Here is a 25564-nt window from a genome sequence, read left to right as displayed (position 1 = left end):
TCGATAGAAGACCCTAAGCCCAATTACATTTGCAGGAAGGCATAACCCTGATTTTCCAGCGTCGACACCGTGGTCGGACTGGACAACGCATGAATAACCGATTGATCGATCCACTCTTTCGGGAAGTGATGGAATGCCACTGACTGATCGCACACCGACACTTTGACGCCTAATTTGTTGAGTTCGCCGATCAGCGCCAGATTGGGGTTGTCAGCTTTATAAAATTGCTGGAAATGCGCGTTATCCAGCATGGCAGGCGTGGCATCACCGGTCACAGAGACCACAAAGTGCAGCTGATCGGCAGGCACGCCTGATGCGATGTAGAGGTTAACTACGCGGGCGACGCGCTCCAGCCCAAGATTAGGCCGCTTCATGTCCCCTTCGCTTTTGGTGATTTGAAACACCACTTTGTTGCTCAGCCCGACTACCGGTTTAAAGGCGGCATCAGATTCGTAATGGATTTTGCCGTAACCATCGACAGCAGGCGTGCTCCAGAAACCTTCAGGATCGGTTGGCTCGGCAGAAAAATGGCTCACCACTCGCTGATAAATATCATCACTTTTGCTGACGGTGGCGCCAACAAACCCACCCACGATCGCAATCAGGGCGTAAGAGACAACAGAACGCATAAAAACTCTCCGGCATGCACTGCGCTAATTCACAGTCCGTTTGAATAAAGTGCCTTATCTATATCACAGCGTGAGCAGGGTAAAAGTCCTGTAGTTTTGGCCTGTCCGAGGTTTTCATTGCGGAAATAATAATTAGTCAGGCTAATTGAATAATGCTTTCGATTGAGCTGAAGAGGTGCCTAAAAAAATAACTGGCTTGAATCGACTGTCAGCTATTTAGGTTTTATCAAGCCAGGGGAGCTGAAAATATGACCATACTTAACTAAAATTTCGGCGACCCTATAAAAAATCACCATTAAAATCACTGATGGATAAAACAGGCCAGTTCACTGTTTTGACGTTTGTTTTTCAGAGTAAACCTGGAAAAGTTCATGCCAGATTCAATTATTTTGAGCAACTTTACGTAACTTTAACTTCTGAACCTGTAAAAGCGCTAACCTGGTCGTGGCGGACTATTCAATTTTTTGCTGCAATCAGCGCCCGCTGTAGCCATTTTTTCATTTTAAGTCTGTGTCGCTTCTTCATTTGCTTGTTACCACGCGCTGGTTAAGATAGAAGCGCTGCGCCAAAGGAAAGCACGCGCAGAACATTTGAACGACTTACCTGTCCAATAGCAGGTGACTTTTACAGGATCAAGGCATGTTTAACCGGTTGAAAAAATCAGTGCTGGCGGCCCTTATTCCTACGCTGCTGCTGACGCCTGCACTCTCCGTGCACGCGGACGTGAGTGATAATCTGCCCGATATGGGAACCACGGCGGGTTCAACGCTATCCATTAATCAGGAATTACAAATTGGCGACTTCTACGTGCGCCAACTGCGCGCCAGTGCGCCGCTGATTAACGATCCGCTATTAAATCAATACATCAATGAGTTAGGGCAGCGCCTGGTGGCGCATGCCAATTCGGTGCGCACGCCGTTTCACTTCTTTCTCATTCAGAATGACGAACTGAACGCTTTCGCCTTTTTCGGCGGCAACGTAGTGCTGCATTCATCATTGTTCCGCTACACCGACAATGAAAGCCAACTGGCGTCGGTGATGGCGCACGAAATTTCCCACGTCACCCAACGTCATCTGGCGCGTGCGATGGAAGAGCAGAAGCGTAATGCGCCACTCACCTGGGTGGGTGCATTAGGGTCGATTCTGCTCGCCATTGCCAGCCCACAAGCCGGGATGGCAGCATTGACCGGTACATTGGCGGGCACGCAGCAGGGCATGATCAGCTTTACTCAGGCCAACGAGCAGGAAGCCGACCGCATCGGCATTCAGGTGCTGCAACGTGCGGGTTTCGATCCTCAGGCGATGCCAGCTTTCCTGCAGAAGCTCGCCGATCAAAGCCGCTTCTCTTCTAAACCCCCGGAAATTTTGCTCACTCACCCCTTACCGGATAGCCGTTTGGCCGATGCGCGTAACCGTGCCAACCAGATGCGCCCGGTGGTGGTGCAGTCATCTGAAGGCTTCTATATGGCGAAGGTGCGCTCGTTGGGTATGTATGCCACGGGCCGTAATCAGCTGACCGATGAGCTGTTAAATGAATACGCCAAAGGCAACTCACGTGAGCAAATGGCATCGCAATACGGTAAAGCGGTGCAGTTCCTGCAGGCAAAAAGCTTCGACAGCGCGAAAAAAATCATCACACCAATGCTGGCGAAACAGCCAGATAACGTCTGGTTGCTGGATATCATGACGGATATCGACATCGGCCTGAACCAGCCGCAACAGGCCATCAACATGCTGACCAGCGCTAAAGGAAGCAGCACCAATCCGGTGCTGCAGCTCAACCTCGCTAACGCTTATGTCGAGGCGAAACAGCCCGCTAACGCCACGCGCATCCTCAATCGTTATACCTTTGCCCATCCCGATGACGTCAATGCCTGGGATTTACTGGCACAAGCCTCGGCAGCACAGGGATTACGGGATGAGGAGTTGTCGGCACGAGCGGAAGGATTAGCACTCAATGGCCAGCTCGATCAGGCGATCACCACCCTGAGCAGTGCCAGCGCCCAGGTGCCGCTCGGCAGCCTGAAACAGGCACGTTACGATGCTCGCATCGATCAGTTCCGCGAACTGCAAAAGCGGTTCCGTCAGTATCAGAAAGGATAAAAAATCATGGTGAGCATTTATCACAACCCGCGTTGCAGCAAGAGCCGCGAAACTCTGGCGCTGTTGCAGGATAAAGGCATTGAACCTGATGTGGTGCTGTATCTTGAAACACCGCCTGACGTGCCGGCGCTAAAAAAACTGCTGCAACAGTTAGGCATGAGTAGTGCGCGCGATCTGATGCGCCGCAAAGAAGATCTCTATAAGGAGTTAAATCTGGCAGACAGCCAGTTGAGTGAAGATCAACTGCTGCAGGCGATGGTTGAGCATCCGAAACTGATCGAACGCCCCATCGTGATCAACGGTGATCAGGCACGAATTGGCCGTCCACCGGAAGCGGTGCTGGAGATTGTTTAAAGCCCCAGCGCTTCTTTGACAAAAGGAATGGTGAGCTTGCGCTGTGCGCTGATAGAGGCGCGATCTAACCGATCAAGCGTATCAAACAGCGTGCGCATTTCGCGGTCGAGGCGTTTCAGCAGGAAGCGCCCGACATCTTCCGGTAACTCAAAACCACGCAGCCCCGCTCGCATTTGCATCGCCTGGAGTTTGTCTTCATCTGACAATGGCTGCAAACGATAGATTTGTCCCCAGTCGAGACGGGAAGCTAAGTCCGGCAGGCCAAGATTGAGCTGACGCGGTGGACGATCGCCGGTGATCAGCAAACGCGTTTTGCCGATTTCCAGAATACGGTTATAGAGATCGAAGATCGCCATCTCCCACTCGGCATCACCGGCAATGCATTCGATATTATCAATGCAGACCAGTGTCAGGTTCTCCATGCCGTCCAACACTTCCGGCACAAACCAGGTGCGTTTATCCAGCGGAACATATCCCACCGCTTCACCACGGGCCGACATCTCAGCACAGGCTGCATGCAGTAAGTGACTACGGCCGCCGCCTTCACGTGACCAAAAATAGAGATAGCTACCGTGTTGCTGAGAGAGTGCGCCTTGCAGCGCCGCCAGCAGAGACGGATTTTCCCCCGGCCAGAAACTGGCAAAGGTTTCATCATCGGGTAAATAGAGTGGCAGTGAAAGCTGTGCCGGCGTGTTCAGAAGTACCTCAACGGATGAGCAGGCAGAAAACGGCGCAAGTTTATCACGATCCTTGCAAGAGATGAACCAGGCTTCCCTGCCCGGCAAAGCGCATTAACTTTCGCGCTTTTCTTCGGCATCCAGTACCACTTCCTCGGGCCGTAACAGATTGATTACGCGGAAAATCAGTGCCAGCGCGACGCCAACGATGGTGGCCAGCGCCATGCCTTTCAGTTCTGCAGCGCCGATATGCACTTTCGCGCCGCTGACGCCGATGATCAGGATCACCGAGGTCAGGATCAGATTCTGCGCTTTGTTGTAATCCACTTTAGATTCAATTAATACGCGAATACCGGAAGCCCCGATCACCCCGTACAACAGCAGAGAAACGCCCCCCATGACCGGCACCGGGATCGCCTGAATTGCGGCCGCCAGTTTACCTACGCAAGAGAGCAGAATCGCGAAGATCGCCGCCCCGCCAATTACCCAGGTGCTGTATACACGGGTAATCGCCATCACGCCGATGTTCTCACCGTAAGTGGTGTTTGGCGTGGAACCGAAGAAACCAGAGATCATGGTGGACAAGCCGTTAGCAAACATCGAGCGATGCAGGCCGGGATCGCGAATCAGATCTTTTTTCACGATATTGGCGGTAACGACTAAGTGGCCAACGTGCTCAGCGATCACCACCAGCGCCGCAGGCAGGATGGTCAACATCGCGGCCCATTCGAAGCGCGGCGTGTAGAAGGTTGGCAGTGCAAACCACGGCGCATCAGCCACCGATTGCCAGTTTACGATGCCCATAAAGGAGGAAAGCGCATAGCCTGCCAGCACACCAATCAGAATCGGGATGATGGCGAGGAAGCCGCGGAACAGCACCGAACCAAACACCGTGACCGCCAGTGTCACCATCGAAATGATGATGGTTTTGCTGTCTGGCGAGGTGCCATCGGCTGGCAACAGACCGGCCATATTGGCTGCCACGCCCGCCAGTTCCAGACCGATCACCGCAACGATTGCGCCCATCGCGGCCGGTGGGAACATCACATCCAGCCAACCGGTGCCGGCTTTTTTGACGATTAGCGCCACCACGCAGAACAGGAAGCCACACAAAATAAAGCCGCCCAGCGCCACTTCATAACCCAGCGGCAACAGCAGCAGCACCGGTGAAATAAACGCAAAGCTAGAACCCAAATACGCCGGGATTTTGCCTTTACAGATAAACAGATACAGCAACGTACCGACGCCATTGAACAGCAATACGGTGGCCGGGTTGATGTGGAACAGAATTGGCACCAGCACTGTGGCACCAAACATGGCGAACAGGTGTTGCAGGCTGAGTGGAATGGTTTGCAGCAGCGGTGGACGTTCGTCTACCCCGATTGCGCGACGAGTCATTGATATCCCCTTGAGTTGTGTTTTATTTTTTTGCCAAAAAAAAGCCGACTCTCTGGCCGGCTGGATGCTTTCTTTATTTCGTTCCGAAGATCTTATCGCCGGCATCGCCGAGACCTGGAATGATATAGCCCTTCTCGTTCAATCCCTGATCGATTGACGCGGTGTACAGCTCAACGTCTGGATGCGCTTTCTCCAGCGCCGCAATCCCTTCTGGTGCCGCCACCAGCACCAGCACCTTAATGCTGTTGCAGCCCGCTTTTTTCAGCAGGTCGATAGTGGCGATCATCGAACCACCGGTTGCCAGCATCGGGTCAACGACCAGTGCTAAACGCTCTTCGATATTGGACACCAGTTTCTGGAAGTACGGCACCGGCTCCAGCGTCTCTTCATCACGATAGACACCGACGACACTGATGCGCGCGCTTGGCACGTGCTCCAGCACACCTTCCATCATGCCGAGGCCCGCACGCAGAATCGGCACCACGGTGATTTTTTTGCCTTTGATTTGATCGACGTCGACCGGGCCGTTCCAGCCTTCGATGGTGACGCGCTCCGTGGCCAGATCGGCAGTGGCTTCATAAGTCAGCAGGCTGCCGACTTCTGAGGCCAGCTCGCGGAAGCGTTTGGTGCTGATATCATGCTCACGCATCAGGCCCAGTTTATGTTTGACCAGCGGGTGTTTGACTTCCACGATCTTCATGATTGTTCTCCCGGAATTGAGTTGAGCTAAAAAAAAATCGCCGGATTATACCGCCTTTTTGCCGCTGCGCCACTTGTCATTGGTCAATGGCTTAGCGCGATTCGCGTGATCTTAAGGATTGGCGAAAAATCAGCACTGTGCAAAGCGGCGTGAGATGGCACTCGCAAACGTTTGCCTGCACTGATAGAATTAGCGCGCTTAATTTTTGCCACCAACCGCAATTCGCGTGGGGATTCCGCAGTGACCGACAAAACCTCTCTCAGCTACAAAGACGCCGGTGTTGATATCGATGCTGGTAACGATCTGGTTGACCGTATTAAAGGCGTAGTAAAGAAAACTCGCCGCCCGGAAGTGATGGGTGGGCTGGGTGGCTTTGGCGCGCTCTGTGCGCTGCCGCAGAAATACCGCGAGCCTGTGCTGGTCTCCGGAACCGATGGCGTCGGCACCAAGCTGCGTCTGGCGATGGATCTCAAACGTCATGACAGCATCGGCATCGATCTGGTTGCGATGTGTGTGAACGACCTGATTGTGCAAGGCGCTGAGCCGCTGTTCTTCCTCGACTACTACGCGACCGGCAAACTGGATGTGGATACCGCTTCTGCGGTGATCACCGGCATCGCCGAAGGTTGCCTGCAGTCAGGTTGTGCGCTGGTCGGCGGTGAAACCGCTGAGATGCCAGGCATGTACCACGGTGAAGACTATGACGTGGCCGGTTTCTGCGTCGGCGTGGTGGAAAAATCAGAAATCATTGACGGTTCGAAAGTGCAGGACGGCGACGTGCTGATCGCACTGGGCTCAAGCGGCCCGCATTCGAACGGTTATTCGCTGGTGCGTAAGATTCTGGAAGTCAGCCAGACTGATCCAGAAACCAAACAGCTGGATGGCAAACCACTGGCCGATCATTTGCTGGCACCGACTCGCATCTACGTGAAAAACATCCTCAGCCTGATCGAGCAGGTGGATGTGCACGCGATTTCTCACCTGACCGGTGGCGGCTTCTGGGAGAACATCCCACGCGTGTTGCCAGACAATACTCAGGCGGTGATTGACGAGAAGAGCTGGCAGTGGCCGTCCGTGTTCAGCTGGTTACAGCAGGCCGGTAACGTCAGCCGTCATGAAATGTATCGTACCTTTAACTGCGGCGTGGGCATGATCATCGCGCTGAGCCCGGCCGATGCCGATAAAGCGGTACAGCTGATGACCGACGCTGGCGAACAGGCGTGGAAAATCGGTGTGATTAAAGCCTCTGACTCAGAAGAGCGAGTGGTTATTAATCCATGAAAAAACTGGTTGTACTGATCTCCGGTAACGGAAGCAATCTTCAGTCCATCCTCGACGCCTGCGCAAGCGGGCGTATTAACGGCAGCGTCGCTGCCGTTTTCAGTAATAAAGCCTCGGCATTTGGTTTGACGCGTGCGCAGGAAGCCAGCGTGCCGGGCCATAGCCTCGCCGCCAGTGACTTTGCCGACCGCGATGCGTTTGACCGCCAACTGATGCAGGAAATCGATGCCTATGCGCCGGATTTGGTGGTGCTGGCCGGTTACATGCGCATTCTCAGTCAGGCGTTTGTCGCGCATTATCACGACCGGTTGGTGAACATCCATCCGTCGCTGCTGCCGAAATATCCCGGACTGCATACCCATCGTCAGGCGCTAGAGAATGGCGATGAGGAACACGGCACGTCGGTGCACTTTGTTACTGACGAACTGGATGGCGGACCGGTGATTTTGCAGGCGCGCGTTCCGGTATTTGCTGAAGATGATGAAGAAGAGATCACCTCACGTGTACAGCATCAGGAGCATGCGATTTATCCGCTGGTGATCGGCTGGTTTGTCGATGGTCGTTTGCAGATGCGTGATGGAAAAGCCTGGCTGGATGGGCAACCGTTGCCATCTCAGGGTTACGCACACGACTGATTTTCACCTTATTCAGCCGCGTGCAGACACGTTGCCCCGCTTAATTCACCCCAGTCACTGGCTGATGTCAGCGCCTGGGGCTGCTAAAACCTGTTGCCTTTCTACGCCCTGAAAACGTAGAGCAACTTGCTTATCCCTTAACCAAATCTACCCGTAATGTAATCTTCGGTTTTGCGCGCTTTTGGCGAGGTGAAGATGCGGTCGGTTTCATCAAACTCCACCAGTTGTCCGTTATGCATAAACGCCGTGTAATCTGACACGCGCGCCGCCTGCTGCATGTTGTGCGTCACCAGCACCAGCGTGAAATGCTGCTTTAACGTGGTCATCAACTCTTCGATCACTAGCGTGGAAATCGGATCGAGCGCCGACGTCGGCTCATCCAGCAGCAATACTTCCGGCTCAATGGCAATGGCACGCGCAATCACCAAACGCTGCTGCTGACCGCTGGAGAGCGTCAACGCATTCTGTGCCAGCTGATCTTTCACTTCACTCCACAGTGCCGCTGCACGCAGTGCACGTTCACAAGCTTCGTTCAGCACGCGACGATCGCGCACCCCTTGCAGCCGCAAACCGTACACCACGTTCTCGTAGATCGATTTCGGGAATGGATTCGGGCGCTGAAACACCATGCCAATCCGGCGACGCAGCGCGGGCAGATCCTGATTTGCCTGCATCACAGCGTGCTGATCGAGCAGAATCTCACCCTCAATGCGGCAACGATCGATCACATCATTCATGCGATTAAAGCAGCGCAGCAGCGTCGATTTGCCACAGCCGGACGGGCCAATCAGTGCCGTGATGCGGTTTTTCGGGATGCGCAGATCGATACTGTTCAGCGCCTGGCGTTCGCCGTACCACAGCGACAGCTGGTTAACGGTTAACGCGATGTCGTAATCGGGCGTCATCTAAAAACCTTTCTAGTGCGTCATGAGGCGGTAACGCTCGCGCAGCCGATGCCGCAGCGCCATCGCCAGCAGATTGAGCGACAGGATGATCACCACCAGCAGCAAGGCGGTGGCGTAAAGCAGCGGTCGGTCAGCGTCGATATTCGGGCTCTGGAAGGCCAAATCGTAAATCTGAAAACCGAGGTGCATAAATTTGCGGTCCAGATGCAGATACGGGAAGACCGCATCCACCGGCAGTTCCGGGGCCATTTTCACTACGCCCACCAGCATCAGCGGAGCCGTTTCCCCCGCCGCTCGCGCCACGGCAAGAATCAGACCGGTCAGCATCGCGGGCACAGCCAGCGGTAACACCACGCGCCACAGCGTTTCCGCCTGGGTGGCACCCAGCGCCAATGAGCCCTGACGCAGATTATCCGGGATGCGTGACAGCCCCTCTTCGGTAGCAACAATCACCACGGGCAATGTCAGCAGTGCCAGCGTCAACGCCGCCCACAGCAGACCGGGCGTGCCAAAAGTGGGATTAGGCAGCGAGCGCGAGAAGAACAACTGGTCGAGGGTGCCGCCAATGAGCCAGACAAAAAAGCCCAGACCAAACACGCCATATACAATCGACGGCACACCGGCGAGGTTCACCACTGCGATGCGCACAAGGCGCGTTAACGCATTACGTCCGGCATATTCGTGCAACCACACCGCCGCCACCACCCCCAATGGCATCACAATGATCGACATCAGCAGTACCATCAGCACCGTGCCAAAAATCGCCGGGAACGCGCCGCTCTCGCCGCCGCCTGATGTCGGGGAATCGCTGACAAACTGCCAGATTTGACTGAAGAAGTGCTGCACCTTCTGCCTAAACGACATCGCGTTCGGATACCAGGCATCCACCACCTGCGCCAGCGGAATGATATGATCCTGCCCCTGCACATCGCGCAGCACCAACGTGTCGCGTTCGCTCTCATGTTGCAGATGGGTCAGTTGTTGCGCTAGTGCGCTAAAGCGCCGTTGCAGCGCCACGCTGTTGGCATCGAATTCTGATTGATCCTGCAGGGTGAACGTGCCGCGCTGACGTTGCTCATCAGCTTGCTGCTGCAGGCTTTCCAGCTGTGCATTGAGGCGCGCCATTTGCACACGACGAATGTGGCTGGCCTGACGTAGCTGCTCATGGACTTGCGCCAACCGCTGATGCAGCAGCGCATCACGATCGCGCGCGGTCAGCACTTCATTGTCTTCCCGCAGTTCAATCAGCCAACCGTAAGCGTTGCCGCCGCTGCGGCGCTGTAAAACCACCGCATCTACCGGGCGACGCGTTTTCGCCGCGCCCTGGCTATACAGCACACGGAAATCCGGTGCGGCAAAATCGCGATTGCCCGTTTTCACCACATAGCGCCACTGCTCGCCCTGCGGCTGTTTGTGCAGCGTTTCGCCCAGCACCATCACCGCCGAGCCTTCCGGCGGCTGGAACAGATATTGATCCACCGGTTGTGGCCAGAAGGCGCGCATGCCCTGCCATCCCAGCAGGCCAATCAGCAAGGTAAACGCCAGTAAACACACGGTCACCGCACCAGCAGTCAGCCAACGCCAGCGATCGTTTTGACGCATCGCTTTCATCCCTGTCCCTCATGCTGGCTGTAGCGCTGGCGCAGACGCTGACGAATCAATTCCGCGACGGTGTTGATCACTAAAGTGAATATCAGTAACAACAGCGCACTCAGGAACAGAATTCGGTAATGCGCACTGCCCGCTGCCGCTTCAGGCATCTCAATGGCGATGTTAGCCGAAAGTGCACGTAATCCGGCAAACAAGCCGCCTTCGCTGACCGGCGTGTTGCCGGTGGCCATCAGCACAATCATGGTTTCCCCTACCGCGCGGCCAAAACCGATCATCAGGGCAGCAAAAATGCCTGCTGATGCGCCAGGCAGAACCACACGCGTCAGGGTTTGCCACGGCGTGGCACCCAGCGCCAGTGAACCTTGCCCCAGCGCGCCGGGCACGCTGAATAAAGCATCTTCTGACAAGGTGAAAATCAACGGCACCAATGCAAAGCCCATCGCCAGCGCTGCGACCAATAAGTTGCGTTGTTCATAATGTGCCAACCGCTCGCCGATATCCGGCCACAACTGCGTGGGCAGCCAAAGCGTCAGGAGTGTGACGGCCAGCAATACCGGCAGCAGCAGAATCACCTCGAAACCTGGGCGTCGCCAACGCGCTGGCAAATGCGGACTGAGCACGCCGCACAGCAATAAAGTCACCGCCAGCACCAGCGGTAGCAGCAACACGCCGACCAGCGCAGTACTCACGTGCGGTGCCAGCCAGACACCGGCAATCAAGCCAATCACCACGCTTGGCAACGCACCCATCATTTCAATGCCCGGCTTCACCCAGCGGCGTAATCCCGGCGACATAAACCATGCGGTGTACATTGCCGCCGCCAGAGCCAGCGGCGTGGCAAACAACAGCGCCAGCGAGGCGGCTTTGAGTGTACCCAGCACCATCGGTATCAGACTGAATTTGGCCTGATAGCTGTCGCCAGCCGCAGTGGATTGCCATACCCAATCCGGCTGCGGATAGTTTTCGTACCAGATTTTTTGCCACAGATTGCGCCAGGTGAAATCGGGCCACGGATTATCCAGCGCAAACTGTTGCCACTGCCCTTCCCGTTCAATAATCAGCGCATCGCCGCGGGGTGAAAAGGCCAGCGCCTGGATGCCCGGTGCCAGCTGACGCGTCAAAATCGGTCCCTGCTGCTTGCTGGCGAACAGTTTGACCTCACCCGCTGCATTAAAGGTGGCAAACACACGACGCTGCGCCTCAGGCACAACCTTCAGCGCATCCTGGCTGTGATCAAAGGTATGAATTTCCTGCAACCGCGGCCCTTTATCGCCTGCGATGGCAAACCATTGCTTGACCCCCAGGGTATCCTGAATCAGCAGCGTGCGCCCCCCGGTGAGGATATGCAGGCTTTGCGGACGCTGGTTAAGGGTCTGCGTTTCGCGCAGCTGTGCGCCCTCAGGGGTGATTTGCCATACGCGCAGCAAACGCCCTTCGCTGGCGTAGAGTAATGTGCCATCGGGCGATAACAGCAAATGTTCGGCTTGCTGTTGCGGTAACAGAATCTGGTTAACCGTCTGCTGGTTTTCCAGCGTCATCACGCTGATGCCTGACGGCGTTTGGGCGGCAATGCGCCACTGGTGATCGCTTAGCGAGGTGAGCGCCATGGTGGTGACAGCACCCTGCGCCAGACGCAGCGGACGATCGCCAAACGGGAAGAACCATTGACCGTGATTTTCGTGGATCAGCGGTTGCATCAGCAGCAGTGCGCCCTGCATATTGAGCAACACGCTACTGCTATTGCTGCTGTTGACCGCCGCATCAGGGTGCTGTTGCAGCACCAGCGCCTGAGCGGCGGGCTGTCCATCAAGCGGAATAAAACGCGCCTCGTTGCGGCTGATGCGCCAGCCGAGATGCCCATCGCTGCCCATCGCCAGTACCTGGGCTTTATCCCAAAGTTGGATATTGGTGGTGGCTTGCATGCCCGGCGCGCTGAAAAGGGGTAACACCACCCAGATCAGCCAGAAGAAAAGCAGCAGCATCAGCAGCAAAATGCCCACGCCGCAGCCTGTCACCACGCGACGAACAAACTGATCGACAGCGCGGCGACGGCGGTCGCTGAAATGGACAGGGATACGATTTATGCTCATGCAGGCCAGGTTACAGGTGAAAACACGTCGCTATGTTGCCCGTAGCTGATTGATAAGACAACCTTTGGCGTTGGACAAGCTTGCCATACTCTCGCCATAATGGTGACGGACACTGAGCGGAGGCGCATTTTTGCGATTTTCCCGCCGGACAATCCGTCCAGCAACAGCATCACGGAGTCAGAATGGGTCAGGAAAAGCTGTATATAGAAAAAGAAATAAGCTGGTTAAGCTTCAACGAACGTGTATTACAGGAAGCAGCGGACAAAACGAACCCGCTGATTGAGCGCATGCGCTTCCTGGGAATCTATTCCAACAATCTCGAAGAGTTCTATAAAGTGCGCTTCGCCGATCTGAAACGTCGCATTCTGATTGGTGAAGAACAGGGCACCCCGACGACCCTTCGTCATATCTTGAAAAAAATTCAGCTGCGGGTGCAGAAATCGGATCAGGAATTCGATGCGCTGTACAATGACCTGCTGCTGGAGATGGCACGTAATCAGATCTTCCTGATTAACGAACGCCAGCTGTCGCCGAATCAGCAAGAGTGGCTGCGCTATTACTTCAAACATCAATTACGCCAGCACGTCACGCCGATTCTGATCAATCACGACACCGATCTGATTGAGTTCCTCAAAGACGATTACACCTATCTGGCGGTCGAGATCATTCGCGGCGACGATATTCGTTACGCGCTGCTGGAGATCCCGTCCGACAAGGTTCCCCGTTTCGTCAACTTACCGGCTGAATCACCGCGTCGTCGCAAGCCGATGATCCTGCTGGATAATATCCTGCGCTATTGCCTGGATGAGATTTTCAAAGGCTTCTTCGATTACGATGCGCTGAATGCTTATTCGATGAAGATGACGCGCGATGCCGAATATGACCTCGTTACCGAGATGGAATCAAGCCTGCTGGAACTGATGTCCTCCAGCCTGAAGCAGCGTCTCAACGCTGAACCGGTGCGCTTTGTGTATCAGCGTGATATGCCGGATGCGATGGTGGAAATGCTGCGCCATAAGCTGTCGATTTCGAACTACGATTCGATTGTGCCGGGCGGCCGTTACCACAACTTTAAAGACTTTATTGGCTTCCCGAACGTCGGCAAAGCCAATCTGGAAAACCGTCCGCTGCCGCAAATCCGTCACATCGGCTTTGATGGTTTCCGTAACGGTTTCGATGCCATCCGTAATCGCGATGTGCTGCTCTACTATCCGTATCACACCTTTGAGCACGTGCTGGAGCTGTTGCGTCAGGCATCGTTCGACCCAAGCGTGCTGGCGATTAAGATCAACATTTATCGTGTCGCTAAAAACTCACGCATCATGGATGCGATGATCCACGCGGCGTACAACGGTAAAAAAGTCACCGTGGTGGTTGAGCTGCAGGCGCGCTTTGATGAAGAAGCCAACATTCGCTGGGCAAAACGCCTGACCGAAGCGGGCGTGCACGTGATCTTCTCCGCGCCGGGTCTGAAAATTCACGCCAAACTGTTCCTGATTTCACGTCGTGAAGGCGATGAGATTGTGCGTTATGCGCATATCGGCACCGGTAACTTCAACGAAAAAACCGCACGCATTTATACTGACTATTCATTGCTGACCGCAGATGCGCGCATCACCAATGAAGTGCGCCGCGTGTTCAACTTTATTGAGAACCCGTATCGTCCGGTGACGTTCGAACACTTACTGGTGTCGCCGCAGAACTCGCGCGACATGCTGTATAAGTTGATCGATGCTGAGATCGCCAATGCCCAGCAGAAAAAACCGGCGGGCATTACGCTGAAAATCAACAACCTCGTCGATAACGGCCTGGTGGATCGCCTCTATGCCGCGTCATCTGCGGGCGTGAAGATCAATTTACTGGTGCGCGGCATGTGTTCTCTGATCCCTGATTTACCGGGCATCAGCGAAAATATTCGCATTACCAGCATCGTTGACCGTTATCTTGAGCACGACCGCGTCTATATTTTTGAGAGCGGCGGCGAGAAAAAGGTTTATCTCTCTTCCGCAGACTGGATGACGCGTAATATCGATCACCGTATTGAGGTGGCCGTGGCGATCCTTGATCCCCGCGTGAAGCAGCGCATTCTGGATATCATTGCCATTCTGTTGAGTGATACCGTGAAAGCGCGCATCGTGGACAAAGAACTGAGTAACCGTTATGTTCCGCGCGGCAATCGCAAGAAGGTGCGCTCGCAGCTGGCGATTTACGATTACATCAAGAAACTGGAACAACCCGAATAACGCCTATGCCAATTTCCCATAAAAGTACGCCGAAACCGCAGGAATTTGCTGCCATCGATCTGGGCTCAAACAGTTTCCACATGGTCATTGCCCGTGTGGTCGATGGCGCCATGCAAGTGTTGGGGCGTTTGAAACAGCGCGTGCATCTGGCCGATGGGTTAGATGCGCAAAATCGCCTGAGCGATGAGGCGATGGAGCGTGGCCTGAGCTGCCTGGCGCTGTTTGCGGAGCGTTTACAGGGGTTCAGCCCGGCAAACGTCACTATCGTCGGTACGCACACGCTGCGTATCGCCACCAATGCCGAAGAGTTCCTGCAGCGCGCCGCAGAGGTGATCCCCTATCCGATCGAGATCATCTCTGGCAATGAAGAAGCCCGTTTGATTTTCATGGGCGTGGAGCATACGCAGCCGGAAAAAGGCCGCAAGCTGGTGATCGATATCGGCGGCGGTTCAACCGAGCTGGTGATCGGTGAGGATTTTGAACCGCAGCTGGTGGAAAGCCGCCGCATGGGTTGCGTCAGCTTTGCCAATCTCTATTTCCCGAAAGGGGAAATTTCGCCTGAACACTTCCGTCGCGCGCGTTTGTCCGCAGCGCAGAAGCTGGAAACCATGGCCTGGCAGTATCGTCTGCACGGCTGGCAGTATGCGCTCGGCGCTTCAGGCTCGATCAAAGCGGCCTGCGAAGTGTTGATGGCAATGGGTGAGAAAGAGAAGCTGATCACGCCGGAAACGCTGGAGATGCTGGTCTCTGAGGTGCTGAAGCACAAGTCGTTTAATGCGTTGAGCCTGCCGGGCTTGTCGGAAGAGCGTAAAGCGGTGTTTGTGCCAGGGTTAGCGATTCTGTGTGGCGTATTTGATGCGCTGGCAATTCGCGAACTGCGCCTGTCTGACGGCGCGCTGCGTGAAGGTGTGCTGTATGAGATGGAAGGTCGCTTCCGCCATCAGGATATCCGCAGCCGCACCGCGCAAAGTCTGGCTAACCACTACGCTATCGATAGCGATCAGGCACGCCGCGTGCTGGAAACGACCGAGCAGCTTTATCTGCAGTGGCTGGACCAAAATCCCAAACTGGCGAATCCACAGCTCTCGGCGTTACTGAAATGGGCTGCGCTGCTGCATGAAGTCGGATTGACCATCAATCACAGCGGCATGCAGCGCCATTCAGCTTACATCCTGCAGAACTCCAACATGCCTGGTTTTAATCAGGATCAACAGATGCTGTTGGCCATGCTGGTACGCTACCACCGTAAAGCGGTGAAGCAGGATGAGATGCCGCGTTTCACCTTGTTCAAAAAGAAACAGTTCCTGCCGATGGTGTTCCTGTTGCGTCTGGGTACGCTGCTGAATAATCAGCGCCAGGCCACCACCAAGCCGGACTCGCTCAAACTCAACGCAGATGACAGCAACTGGACGTTGACTTTCCCGCGTGGCTATCTGAGCCAGAATACGCTGGTACAGTTGGATCTGGAGCGTGAGCAAGCCTACTGGAATGATGTCACCGGCTGGAAACTGACGCTGGAAGAGGAGTAATGCGGGCTGCTGGCCCGCTGTATCACTATGACAACACGTCCCGATAACTATTTCGCGGAAAAATACGGTCTGACGCTGACCCACTCCGAAGTGCTGGCTGCACTGCCAAAACTGGAAGTGGGCAAAGCGTTAGATCTCGGCTGCGGCCAGGGCCGTAACAGTCTGTTCCTGAATCAGCACGGTTTTGACGTGACGGCCTGGGACAGCAATCCGGTCAGCCTTGAGCGTCTGAATAGCATTATTCAGGAAGAGAATCTGGAGAACATTCGCACTGAACTGTGCGATCTCAATCAGGTGCGTTTCAACGGCGGCTATCAGTTCGTGCTCTCCACAGTGGTGATGATGTTCCTGCAACCGGAATCCATCCCACAGCTGATTGCCGATATGCAGGCCAGTACGGTGAAATATGGCTATAACCTGATTGTGGCGGCGATGAGCACGGATGATTATCCCAACTCGCAGAACTTCCCGTTTACGTTCAAATCCGGTGAGCTGAGCCATTACTATCGCAACTGGCACATCGTGAAGTACAACGAGGATATCGGTGAACTGCATCGTCGGGATGAAAACGGCGATCGCATCAAATACCGTTTCGCCACGCTACTGGCGCAAAAAGCCAGCTATTGATGACGCGGCCGCGGAGTGCGGCCTCATCTGATTTTGATCAACGCCCCCTTAACCATTACTGCTCACTTTTCACACAGCAATTGACCTGACAATCTAACTGTGACTAAATGTTGCCATCGCCCAGCCGGGCATTTACAGGAACCACCCTGCGTGAACAGCGCCATCCCTGCACGAAGACGTCCCAAAACCGGTACCATGACTCGCATTATTTTGCTGATCAGTTTCTTCATTTTGGTTGGCCGTCTGATTTTCATTATCCCCGGTGCGATTGAGCATCATCAGCAAAAAAAAGCCGCACCTGAGCCGGTCACCACACTGAGCACCAGCGATTCGCGCTAAGGAACTTGCGGGTCATCGTTGCTTGCCGCTTCACATTGCCCGATTGTGACAATGCTGCTTAATGCGCCCTGATTACCCGCAACGCGCTACACTTTGACCTGACTTTACAGACACAAGGGACGCGTTATGTCTGCTCCGTATGCACAACAATTAACTGAAATCCGCCAGCGCATCTTGCATCTGCTCCTCAGCGAGGACGATCTCGTTGATGTGCTGCTGGATAAATCTATCGATCTCAATGCCGCTGAGCTGCGGGAGATCACCGACTGGCGCCATCAGCTGGAAGAAGAGCTGCATCAACTGCACGCAGCTGACTTAGCGGATATCCTCGAAGCGCTACCTGAACAAGAGCGTCTGGCATTATGGCGCCTTGTGCCCTCCGAACAGCGCGGTCGCGTGCTGGTCGAAGCCTCTGAAACCGTCTGGGCCAGCCTGACGGAAGGTATGACTGATCGCGAGATTCTGCACGCTATTGAGCCGCTGGACATCGACGATCAGGTATATCTGGCACGCTATCTGCCGCGCGATTTAACCGGACGTTTACTCACCACGCTGGAGCCAAACCTGCGTGCACGCCTGCTGGAAGTGATCGAGCTTGATCGCGACCGCGTGGGCCAGGTGATGGATTTCAATATTCTGACCGTGCGATCTGACGTGACCCTCGCCACCGTGCAGCGCTTTCTGCGCAAGCGCAAAAGCATGCCGGATGGTACCGATAAAATCTTTATTACTGACGAACAGAATCAGTTGCTGGGTGAGTTAACACTCACCGACATTTTACTCAACAAGCCAAAGACGCTGGTTTCTGACGTGATGAATGCGCGCCCGACCACCTTTCAGCTCGACGACAAAGCCGAAGATGCAGCCAGTGCCTTTGAGCGTTATAACCTGATCTCTGCCGCCGTTATTGATGCGAAAGGCAAGTTGATTGGCCGTATCACCGTGGAAGACGTGATCGATCTGGTTAACGAAGAGAACGAAAGTAACATTCGTAAGATGGGCGGTATCAGCCAGGGTGAGGACGTGTTCGCGCCGGTGCGCAAAGCGGTGGGTAAACGCTGGGCATGGCTCGCCATTAACCTGTGTACCGCATTTATCGCTTCTCGCGTAATTGGCCTGTTTGAAGAGACCATTTCTCAACTGGTGGCGCTGGCGGCGCTGATGCCTATCGTCGCCGGGATTGGCGGTAACACCGGTAACCAAACCATCACCATGATTGTGCGTGCGCTGGCGCTGCATCAGGTGGAACCCGGTAACTTCTCCTTCCTGGTGGTACGTGAACTCGGCGTTGCCCTGATTAACGGGCTGTTCTGGGGTGGAATCATGGGCAGCATCACCTGGTTGATGTACGACAATATGCAACTCGGTGGCGTGATGATGCTGGCGATGGTGCTTAACCTGCTGCTGGCGGCGCTCATGGGTGTACTGATTCCGTTGATCATGACCAAGATGAAACGCGACCCGGCAGTAGGCTCCAGCGTGCTGATCACCGCTATCACCGACACCGGCGGTTTCTTTATTTTCCTCGGTCTGGCAACGGTGTTTTTGCTGCACCATTAAATCAAAGACAGTGCGCGTAACGTTGCAGCGCTTGCTGCAAATTGAGTTGCAACGTTGCGTGCGCCAGTTCGCTGATGCCTGGTGTTACGCGCGATGAGCCGCGTTGATTTAACCACTCGACCACATCGATAAGGTGCCACAGCGCGGTTTTACCATCATGAATTGGACGTGGAAACTGCGGGCTGTGAGTGAGCATTAACTTCCGCATATTTTGGCGCGATACGCCGATCAACTCGGCGATATCCGTAAGGCCGACCAGATCGGGGGCCGCTTCAATCAGTTCGGCATCGGGTAAAGCCTGAATGACTTCGGCTAAAGCATCGCGAATCGCTTGCTGTGCACTCTCCGCTTCCCGGCAGTACATCAGACTCAATTTACCGGCTACGCCAGTACCCACCAGCGCATCAGTGCAACCGGCAGCACCGAGTCGCTCCAGGGCTTCGTCATCAGAAACAGCGTCACTCAACTGAAAACGTAACGTGAATTCAAATTCCATTTTTACATCCTTATCGTTTCACTCTTGAGCAGTTATCCACCACTCGCTTTAACATCCTGGCATGATTTTCAGGGCTCTTAGGCGTGCTCCAAATGCAGGTAATACAGAAATCACCGCATCGACACTCTGCTGAATTCTCCGGGCAATACATTTTTCCCCACGCATGATGCCCACCCTGCACAATTTTCCATCCCTGAACTTCTGCATAACGTAAAACGCTTTCAATCTCTTTGTGTGGGTGTCGCTTCCTTTCTGACATTGCATGCCACCTTATACTTTGAATATCAGGTTGTCAACTGACAACCACCTTCAGTTTTCAGATGCTATGTCATCAGCATTTAAGGCGTGAGAGAACAAGAAGTGTCCTGTGATCCCGGATTTAATTTGAGGTTGGATACCAGCGCACAAAATCGAGCGCGCATGAGTTCAAGCGCATATACACTTAGCGCTATCACTGACCTGAGGGAGAAACAGCATGTTTAAAGTTGATGATTTTGTGCAGTCGAAGACCGGTGGCCCAAAGATGCAGGTCACACGGGTTGAAGGTGAGTTGTTATGGTGCGCGCGTATTGACGATCCCATCAAACGTGAGATCGAAGTCAGGGCAGATAGCGTGAATTTGTATCACGAAGAAGGCGATTTCGGCGTGTGCTGATTCTTCCGTTGCGCGATAAATAGCGCCGCTACAAATCGTGCGATTTGGATTAGACAATCTCAGAGCGCACAGAGCCGTAGCGGCGCAATTTATTGCTCGAAAGGGTCAATCACGGATTGTCCTTCTGCAAATTGTCTCGTCCAATCCCGCCAATAAATGGCAAACGCAACTTGAGTGGCGTGAAATCTAGCCCAAGATTCAGCCCAAGCACATTCACTTCCAGGCCCTCTTCTGCGCCAACCGTCACGCCCAGTACACCTAAAATAGACACCTGTACACCGCGCCCCGACGGCGGTAAACCAATCGGATGCAGCAGAGAGCGATAATCTTTGCCTAACGCATTGGCAGGCAAATCCAGCTTCAACGCAGGCACTTCACGGCCAATGTGCGCCATAAAGGTGTTGCTGTTCGGTCCTGGCCACGCGTGATAGGTCGTTGGCCACGGGTAGGATTTTATCGCCGCTTCGATCTGCGGAATCATTGCTTCTGCTTCCTTGCCGCGATGCTCCACCAGTAAACGCGGTTTCGCGCCGTACCAGTATCCGTCCGGCAGGTTTGCGTTGCGACGCACCTTATCGCCGCTGCCCCAGCTGATCACTTCGTAGCGGTTGTACTGCGTCTCCCCTGCACGCTTAAAAATGATCCACGGATGCACCGCGACAGCGCCCTTCCAGCCATATGTGGGCGCAGCATAAACCTGCACGATGGCCAGATTGGCATATTGGTGTGGGTCCGGCGCTATACCGGCCGAATCCCGTCGCGCCGTCGCCCAGCCACCGCGCTCACTGGTTAACTCACCGGTGCGCGTGGCCTGCGCCAGACTGGCTGCCAGCGAGAGCAGCACAATACAGAGGAAAGAGATGAGAAAGGCTTTCAGTGGCAGCATCGACGGCATCCTGATGATTAACAATTCACCAGCCATCATGCATTGATAGAGGTGAGTTTGTATTCACTAACTATGCTTTGCTGTCTTGAAAAGAAAAAGCCCGCATTTAAGCGGGCTTGATGGGCGATTCAATCAGCGGAAATTATTCCCACTCAATCGTGGCCGGTGGTTTACCTGAGATGTCGTAAACCACGCGAGAAATGCCGTTCACTTCGTTGATGATGCGGTTGGAGACACGGCCGAGGAAATCGTACGGCAGGTGCGCCCAGTGCGCGGTCATGAAGTCGATGGTCTCTACTGCGCGCAGTGACACAACCCAATCATATTTACGACCGTCGCCCATTACGCCGACAGAGCGTACTGGCAGGAACACGGTGAAGGCCTGGCTGACTTTGTTGTACAGGTCAGCTTTATGCAGTTCTTCGATGAAGATTGCATCGGCACGACGCAGCAGGTCGCAATACTCTTTCTTCACTTCGCCCAGTACACGCACGCCCAAACCTGGGCCTGGGAACGGATGGCGATACAGCATGGCGTATGGCAGGCCCAGTTCCAGACCGATCTTACGCACTTCATCTTTGAACAGCTCTTTCAGCGGCTCAACCAGGCCCATCTTCATCTCTTTCGGCAGACCGCCCACGTTGTGGTGCGATTTGATCACGTGTGCCTTGCCGGTAGCAGAAGCAGCAGACTCGATCACGTCTGGATAGATGGTGCCCTGTGCCAGCCATTTCACGTCAGTCAACTTCAGCGCTTCTTCGTCGAACACTTCAACGAATACGCGGCCGATGATCTTACGTTTGGCTTCTGGATCGTTCTCGCCCGCCAGTGCGTCAAGGAAACGATTCTCAGCGGCAACGTGAACGATGTTCAGACCAAAGTGGTCGCCAAACATTTCCATCACCTGCTCGGCTTCGTTCAGACGCAGCAGGCCGTTGTCCACGAACACACAGGTCAGACGATCGCCGATAGCGCGGTGCAGCAGCATCGCGGTGACAGAGGAATCCACACCACCTGACAGGCCGAGGATCACTTTATCTTCGCCGACCTGCTCACGAATACGCTCTACCGCATCTTCGATGATCTTGGCTGGCGTCCACAGTGCTTCACAGCCGCAGATATCACGGATGAAACGCTCCAGCATGCGCAGGCCCTGACGGGTGTGCGTCACTTCTGGATGGAACTGTACGCCGTAGAATTTCTTCTCTTCGTTAGCCATGATGGCAAACGGACAGGTTTCGGTGCTGGCAACGGTTTCAAAGCCAGCCGGGATGGCGGTCACTTTGTCACCGTGGCTCATCCACACGTCCAGCAGCGGTTTGCCGGCAGCGCTAATGGCATCTTCGATGTCACGCACCAGCGCGCTCTGGGTCAGCACTTCAACCTGCGCATAACCAAATTCACGCTCGTTGGAACCTTCAACCTTGCCGCCCAACTGCATCGCCATGGTCTGCATGCCGTAGCACACGCCCAGCACCGGTACGCCAGCATTGAACACGTATTCTGGTGCACGTGGGCTGTTCAGCTCAGTGGTGCTTTCCGGGCCACCTGACAGGATGATGCCGTTTGGATTGAAGCTACGAATCTGCTCTTCGGTGACATCCCACGCCCAGAGTTCGCAGTAGACGCCCAGCTCACGCACGCGGCGCGCGACCAGCTGCGTATACTGAGAACCAAAATCGAGGATCAAAATGCGATGTTTATGAATATTTTCAGTCGTCATTGAGGCGTTTCCATTGGGATGGACTTAATAATAAAAGCGCCCGGCAGGTGCCGGGCGTTGAATCTTACGGGATTATGAACCCATGCGGTAGTTCGGTGACTCTTTGGTGATGGTCACATCATGCACGTGGCTTTCGTTGATACCTGCGCCACTGATGCGCACGAACTCGGCTTTAGTACGCAGATCGTTGATGGTTGGGCAACCGGTCAGGCCCATGCAAGAGCGCAGACCGCCCATTTGCTGGTGCACGATCTCTTTCAGACGGCCTTTATAAGCGACGCGGCCTTCGATACCTTCTGGCACCAGTTTGTCAGCCGCGTTATCGGTCTGGAAGTAACGGTCAGATGAGCCTTTAGACATCGCGCCCAGTGAACCCATACCACGGTAAGATTTGAACGAACGGCCCTGATACAGCTCGATTTCGCCTGGAGATTCTTCAGTACCCGCCAGCATAGAACCGACCATCACAGCGGCCGCGCCTGCGGCGATCGCTTTGGCGATGTCACCGGAGAAACGGATACCACCATCAGCCACAACCGGGATACCGGTGCCTTCCAGTGCAGCAACCGCATCAGAAACGGCGGTAATCTGTGGTACACCTACGCCAGTCACGATACGCGTGGTGCAGATTGAGCCTGGGCCGATACCCACTTTCACCGCGCTCACGCCCGCTTCGGCCAGTGCCAATGCACCTGCACCGGTCGCCACGTTGCCACCGATGATGTCCAGGTCTGGATACTTCGCACGGGTTTCACGGATACGTTGCAGAACGCCTTCAGAGTGACCGTGAGAAGAGTCGATCAGCAGAACGTCAACGCCCGCAGCAACCAGCGCGTCAACACGCTCTTCGTTACCGGCGCCCGCACCAACCGCAGCACCCACACGCAGACGGCCTTCCGCATCTTTACAGGCGTTAGGTTTACGCTCTGCTTTCTGGAAATCTTTAACGGTAATCATGCCCAGCAGGTGGAAGCTGTCATCCACAACCAGCGCTTTCTCAACACGTTTTTCGTGCATTTTCTGCAGTACGATGTCGCGCGCTTCACCCTCTTTAACGGTGACCAGACGCTCTTTCGGCGTCATCACAGCGGAAACTGGCAGGCTCAGGTCCGTCACAAAACGCACGTCACGACCGGTGATGATGCCGACCAGTTCGTTGTCGGTGTTCACAACCGGATAACCCGCAAAGCCGTTGCGCTCGGTCAGCTCTTGCACTGCCGCCAGCGTGGTGGTTGGCAGAACAGTTTGCGGATCGGTCACTACGCCACTTTCGTGTTTTTTCACTTTGCGAACTTCATCCGCCTGGCGCTCAATCGACATGTTTTTGTGGATAAAGCCCAGACCGCCTTCCTGCGCCAGTGCAATTGCCAGACCGGCTTCGGTCACGGTGTCCATAGCAGCAGACAGCATAGGGATGTTCAGACGGATGTTTTTCGTCAGTTGGGTGCTGAGATCAGCGGTGTTCGGTAAGACAGTGGAGTGAGCTGGAACGAGCAGAACGTCGTCAAAAGTGAGGGCTTCTTTAGTGATTCTTAGCATTGCAATATCTCCACCTGGGGGCGATTAAAACAGATAAAATATTGCCGCGGCATTATACAGGCCGAAATCGATTGCCTCCAGTGTTTTTTAGGAAAAAGTCTTGATCCTTCGGGTGAGCAATGTAGTATCGGTTGATTAACCCTCTGATTTAAAATTTGATCTACATCACATGTCGCTACCGCCAACCGCCAATATTTTTACTGTCAGCCGCCTGAATACCACGGTGCGCCAACTGCTGGAAAATGAGATGGGCCTGGTGTGGCTCAGCGCTGAGATCTCAAATTTTAGCCAGCCCTCTTCCGGTCACTGGTACTTCACCTTAAAGGATGATGGCGCACAAGTCCGCTGCGCGATGTTCCGTAATAGCAACCGCCGCGTCACCTTCCGTCCTCAGCATGGTCAGCAGGTTTTGGTACGCGCCAGCATTACGCTGTATGAACCGCGTGGCGACTATCAGCTGATTATCGAAAGCATGCATCCAGCGGGTGAAGGTCTGCTGCAGCAGCAGTTTGAGCAATTGAAAGCGCGACTGGCGGCCGAAGGGCTGTTCGATCAGCAGTTCAAACAGCCGCTGCCCGATCCGGCGCGCCAGGTCGGTGTGATCACCTCTGCCACCGGTGCCGCGTTGCATGATGTGCTGCGCGTACTGCATCGCCGCGATCCCTCGTTGCCGGTAATTATCTATCCCACGCCGGTGCAAGGTGTGGATGCACCGGCTGCGATTGTGCGTGCCATTGAACTGGCGAACCAGCGTGATGAGTGTGACGTGCTGATTGTCGGCCGTGGCGGCGGCTCGCTGGAGGATTTGTGGAGCTTTAACGATGAGCGCGTGGCGCGTGCTATTTTTGCCAGTCGCCTGCCCATCGTCAGTGCCGTCGGCCACGAGACAGACGTCACCATCGCCGACTTTGTCGCCGATCTGCGCGCCCCTACCCCATCTGCGGCGGCAGAAATCGTGAGCCGCAATCAGATCGAACTGCTGCGCCGTTTGCAGTCACAGCAGCAGCGTATGGAAATGGCGATGGATTTCTACATTGCAGAGCAGCAACGCCGTTTTACCCGCATACAACATCGTTTGCAGCAGCAACATCCACAGCTGCGTCTGGCACGCCAGCAAACCACACTGTTCCAGTTGCAACGTCGCCTCGGCGAGGCAATGGATCAACGTCTGCGCGTGGCTAATCGCCAGCAGGATCGCGTGTTACAGCGCCTCAACAATCAGCAGCCTCAGGGGCGCATTTTGCGTGCGCAGCAGCAGATGCAGCAGTGGCAGTATCGCCTGCAACAGGGCATGGAGAAGCAGCTGAATCACAATCGTCAGCGCTTTGGTAATCTGGCTGCGCAACTGGAGGGCGTCAGTCCGCTTGCGACTCTGGCTCGCGGTTTTAGTGTGACAACGGATACCCAAGGCCAGCTGGTGAAGAAAACCCAGCAATTGCATAAAGGCGACTTACTGCGCACCCGTCTGGATGATGGCTGGGTGGAAAGTCAGGTGACCGCCCTTGAACCGCAGAAATCGCGTAGCCGTAAAGCACGCTCCTAGCTGAAAAACTATACTTCTGGCATGTTCACTCACGGCCAGGA

At 54.7% G+C, this 25564-nt stretch carries 23 protein-coding genes; 11 read left to right on the top strand and 12 right to left on the bottom strand.

Annotated features, from left to right (window positions below; all coding sequences use genetic code 11):
- Nucleotides 1-23 precede the first annotated feature (23 nt).
- Nucleotides 24-629, bottom strand: coding sequence for a DsrE family protein (locus tag F3J37_RS24615; protein WP_058959113.1), 606 nt, complete (start codon nucleotides 627-629; stop codon nucleotides 24-26).
- Nucleotides 630-1268: 639 nt separating this feature from the next.
- Between F3J37_RS24615 and bepA the strand changes: the two genes are divergently transcribed.
- Nucleotides 1269-2732, top strand: coding sequence for a beta-barrel assembly-enhancing protease (gene bepA, locus F3J37_RS24610; protein ID WP_097118589.1), 1464 nt, complete (start codon nucleotides 1269-1271; stop codon nucleotides 2730-2732).
- Between the two features lie 6 nt (nucleotides 2733-2738).
- Nucleotides 2739-3086, top strand: coding sequence for an arsenate reductase (glutaredoxin) (gene arsC, locus F3J37_RS24605; protein ID WP_166936347.1), 348 nt, complete (start codon nucleotides 2739-2741; stop codon nucleotides 3084-3086).
- Here the strand turns inward: arsC and hda are convergent.
- The 3 genes from hda to upp all read right to left on the bottom strand — a co-directional run bounded on the left by hda (nucleotide 3083) and on the right by upp (nucleotide 5861).
- Nucleotides 3083-3784, bottom strand: a complete 702-nt coding sequence (hda, locus tag F3J37_RS24600) for a DnaA inactivator Hda (RefSeq protein ID WP_205299040.1) — start codon at nucleotides 3782-3784, stop codon at nucleotides 3083-3085. The genes arsC and hda overlap by 4 nt on opposite strands.
- A 93-nt stretch (nucleotides 3785-3877) precedes the next feature.
- Nucleotides 3878-5161, bottom strand: a complete 1284-nt coding sequence (gene uraA / locus F3J37_RS24595) for a uracil permease (RefSeq protein WP_038645460.1) — start codon at nucleotides 5159-5161, stop codon at nucleotides 3878-3880.
- A gap of 73 nt (nucleotides 5162-5234) precedes the next feature.
- Nucleotides 5235-5861, bottom strand: coding sequence for a uracil phosphoribosyltransferase (gene upp / locus F3J37_RS24590; RefSeq protein ID WP_034825735.1), 627 nt, complete (start codon nucleotides 5859-5861; stop codon nucleotides 5235-5237).
- A gap of 240 nt (nucleotides 5862-6101) precedes the next feature.
- Between upp and purM the strand changes: the two genes are divergently transcribed.
- Together purM and purN are read left to right on the top strand one after the other, a co-directional pair.
- A complete protein-coding gene (gene purM, locus F3J37_RS24585; protein WP_034825969.1) occupies nucleotides 6102-7142 on the top strand; it encodes a phosphoribosylformylglycinamidine cyclo-ligase in 1041 nt (346 codons plus the stop codon).
- Nucleotides 7139-7777, top strand: coding sequence for a phosphoribosylglycinamide formyltransferase (gene purN / locus F3J37_RS24580; RefSeq protein WP_166936345.1), 639 nt, complete (start codon nucleotides 7139-7141; stop codon nucleotides 7775-7777). The genes purM and purN overlap by 4 nt, the downstream gene beginning before the upstream one ends.
- 137 nt (nucleotides 7778-7914) lie before the next feature.
- Here the strand turns inward: purN and pstB are convergent, their stop codons facing one another.
- From pstB to F3J37_RS24565, 3 genes are read right to left on the bottom strand one after another with little or no spacing between them, the layout of a single operon-like run.
- Nucleotides 7915-8682: a phosphate ABC transporter ATP-binding protein PstB gene (pstB, locus tag F3J37_RS24575; protein ID WP_034825731.1), complete on the bottom strand. Its 768-nt coding sequence runs from the start codon at nucleotides 8680-8682 to the stop codon at nucleotides 7915-7917.
- Nucleotides 8683-8694: 12 nt separating this feature from the next.
- Nucleotides 8695-10293 (bottom strand): phosphate ABC transporter permease PstA, encoded by a 1599-nt coding sequence (gene pstA / locus F3J37_RS24570; protein ID WP_166936343.1) that lies wholly within the window; start codon nucleotides 10291-10293, stop codon nucleotides 8695-8697.
- Nucleotides 10290-12383 (bottom strand): ABC transporter permease subunit, encoded by a 2094-nt coding sequence (locus F3J37_RS24565; RefSeq protein WP_166936341.1) that lies wholly within the window; start codon nucleotides 12381-12383, stop codon nucleotides 10290-10292. The genes pstA and F3J37_RS24565 overlap by 4 nt, the downstream gene beginning before the upstream one ends.
- A gap of 182 nt (nucleotides 12384-12565) precedes the next feature.
- Here F3J37_RS24565 and ppk1 point away from each other — a divergent pair, with 182 nt between their 5' ends.
- The 5 genes from ppk1 to mgtE all read left to right on the top strand — a co-directional run bounded on the left by ppk1 (nucleotide 12566) and on the right by mgtE (nucleotide 18681).
- Nucleotides 12566-14626 (top strand): polyphosphate kinase 1, encoded by a 2061-nt coding sequence (ppk1, locus tag F3J37_RS24560; RefSeq protein WP_034825724.1) that lies wholly within the window; start codon nucleotides 12566-12568, stop codon nucleotides 14624-14626.
- Between the two features lie 5 nt (nucleotides 14627-14631).
- Nucleotides 14632-16155 (top strand): exopolyphosphatase, encoded by a 1524-nt coding sequence (gene ppx, locus F3J37_RS24555; protein ID WP_034825721.1) that lies wholly within the window; start codon nucleotides 14632-14634, stop codon nucleotides 16153-16155.
- Between the two features lie 27 nt (nucleotides 16156-16182).
- Nucleotides 16183-16782 carry a tellurite resistance methyltransferase TehB gene (tehB, locus tag F3J37_RS24550; RefSeq protein WP_166936339.1) on the top strand — a complete coding sequence of 200 codons (600 nt, stop codon included), beginning with the start codon at nucleotides 16183-16185 and terminating at the stop codon, nucleotides 16780-16782.
- A gap of 150 nt (nucleotides 16783-16932) precedes the next feature.
- A complete protein-coding gene (locus F3J37_RS24545) occupies nucleotides 16933-17121 on the top strand; it encodes a YfgG family protein (RefSeq protein WP_034825717.1) in 189 nt (62 codons plus the stop codon).
- Between the two features lie 126 nt (nucleotides 17122-17247).
- Nucleotides 17248-18681 carry a magnesium transporter gene (gene mgtE, locus F3J37_RS24540; RefSeq protein ID WP_160834296.1) on the top strand — a complete coding sequence of 478 codons (1434 nt, stop codon included), beginning with the start codon at nucleotides 17248-17250 and terminating at the stop codon, nucleotides 18679-18681.
- A gap of 1 nt (nucleotide 18682) precedes the next feature.
- Here the strand turns inward: mgtE and F3J37_RS24535 are convergent, their stop codons facing one another.
- Together F3J37_RS24535 and F3J37_RS28215 are read right to left on the bottom strand one after the other, a co-directional pair.
- On the bottom strand, nucleotides 18683-19177 hold the full coding sequence (locus F3J37_RS24535; protein WP_160834295.1) for a helix-turn-helix transcriptional regulator: 495 nt from the start codon (nucleotides 19175-19177) through the stop codon (nucleotides 18683-18685).
- 10 nt (nucleotides 19178-19187) lie between these two features.
- On the bottom strand, nucleotides 19188-19436 hold the full coding sequence (locus F3J37_RS28215; protein ID WP_071845604.1) for a hypothetical protein: 249 nt from the start codon (nucleotides 19434-19436) through the stop codon (nucleotides 19188-19190).
- A gap of 216 nt (nucleotides 19437-19652) precedes the next feature.
- On the opposite strand from F3J37_RS28215, the gene F3J37_RS24530 reads away from it, so the two are divergent.
- Entirely contained in the window at nucleotides 19653-19832 is a 180-nt protein-coding gene (locus F3J37_RS24530; protein ID WP_034825711.1) for a GDFGVC terminal motif YodC-like protein, read from the top strand.
- Nucleotides 19833-19941: 109 nt separating this feature from the next.
- Here the strand turns inward: F3J37_RS24530 and F3J37_RS24525 are convergent, their stop codons facing one another.
- The 3 genes from F3J37_RS24525 to guaB all read right to left on the bottom strand — a co-directional run bounded on the left by F3J37_RS24525 (nucleotide 19942) and on the right by guaB (nucleotide 23980).
- Nucleotides 19942-20718, bottom strand: a complete 777-nt coding sequence (locus F3J37_RS24525; protein WP_166936337.1) for a DUF3750 domain-containing protein — start codon at nucleotides 20716-20718, stop codon at nucleotides 19942-19944.
- 142 nt (nucleotides 20719-20860) lie between these two features.
- Nucleotides 20861-22441 carry a glutamine-hydrolyzing GMP synthase gene (guaA, locus tag F3J37_RS24520; RefSeq protein ID WP_166936335.1) on the bottom strand — a complete coding sequence of 527 codons (1581 nt, stop codon included), beginning with the start codon at nucleotides 22439-22441 and terminating at the stop codon, nucleotides 20861-20863.
- Between the two features lie 72 nt (nucleotides 22442-22513).
- Nucleotides 22514-23980: an IMP dehydrogenase gene (guaB, locus tag F3J37_RS24515; RefSeq protein ID WP_034825688.1), complete on the bottom strand. Its 1467-nt coding sequence runs from the start codon at nucleotides 23978-23980 to the stop codon at nucleotides 22514-22516.
- A gap of 169 nt (nucleotides 23981-24149) precedes the next feature.
- On the opposite strand from guaB, the gene xseA reads away from it, so the two are divergent.
- Nucleotides 24150-25523, top strand: a complete 1374-nt coding sequence (gene xseA / locus F3J37_RS24510; protein ID WP_166936333.1) for an exodeoxyribonuclease VII large subunit — start codon at nucleotides 24150-24152, stop codon at nucleotides 25521-25523.
- Nucleotides 25524-25564: the final 41 nt, after the last annotated feature.

It is taken from the genome of Candidatus Pantoea communis (assembly GCF_011752685.1).
Taxonomy (GTDB): Bacteria; Pseudomonadota; Gammaproteobacteria; order Enterobacterales; family Enterobacteriaceae; genus Pantoea; species Pantoea communis.
This window is presented reverse-complemented; position numbering and strand designations above follow the sequence as displayed.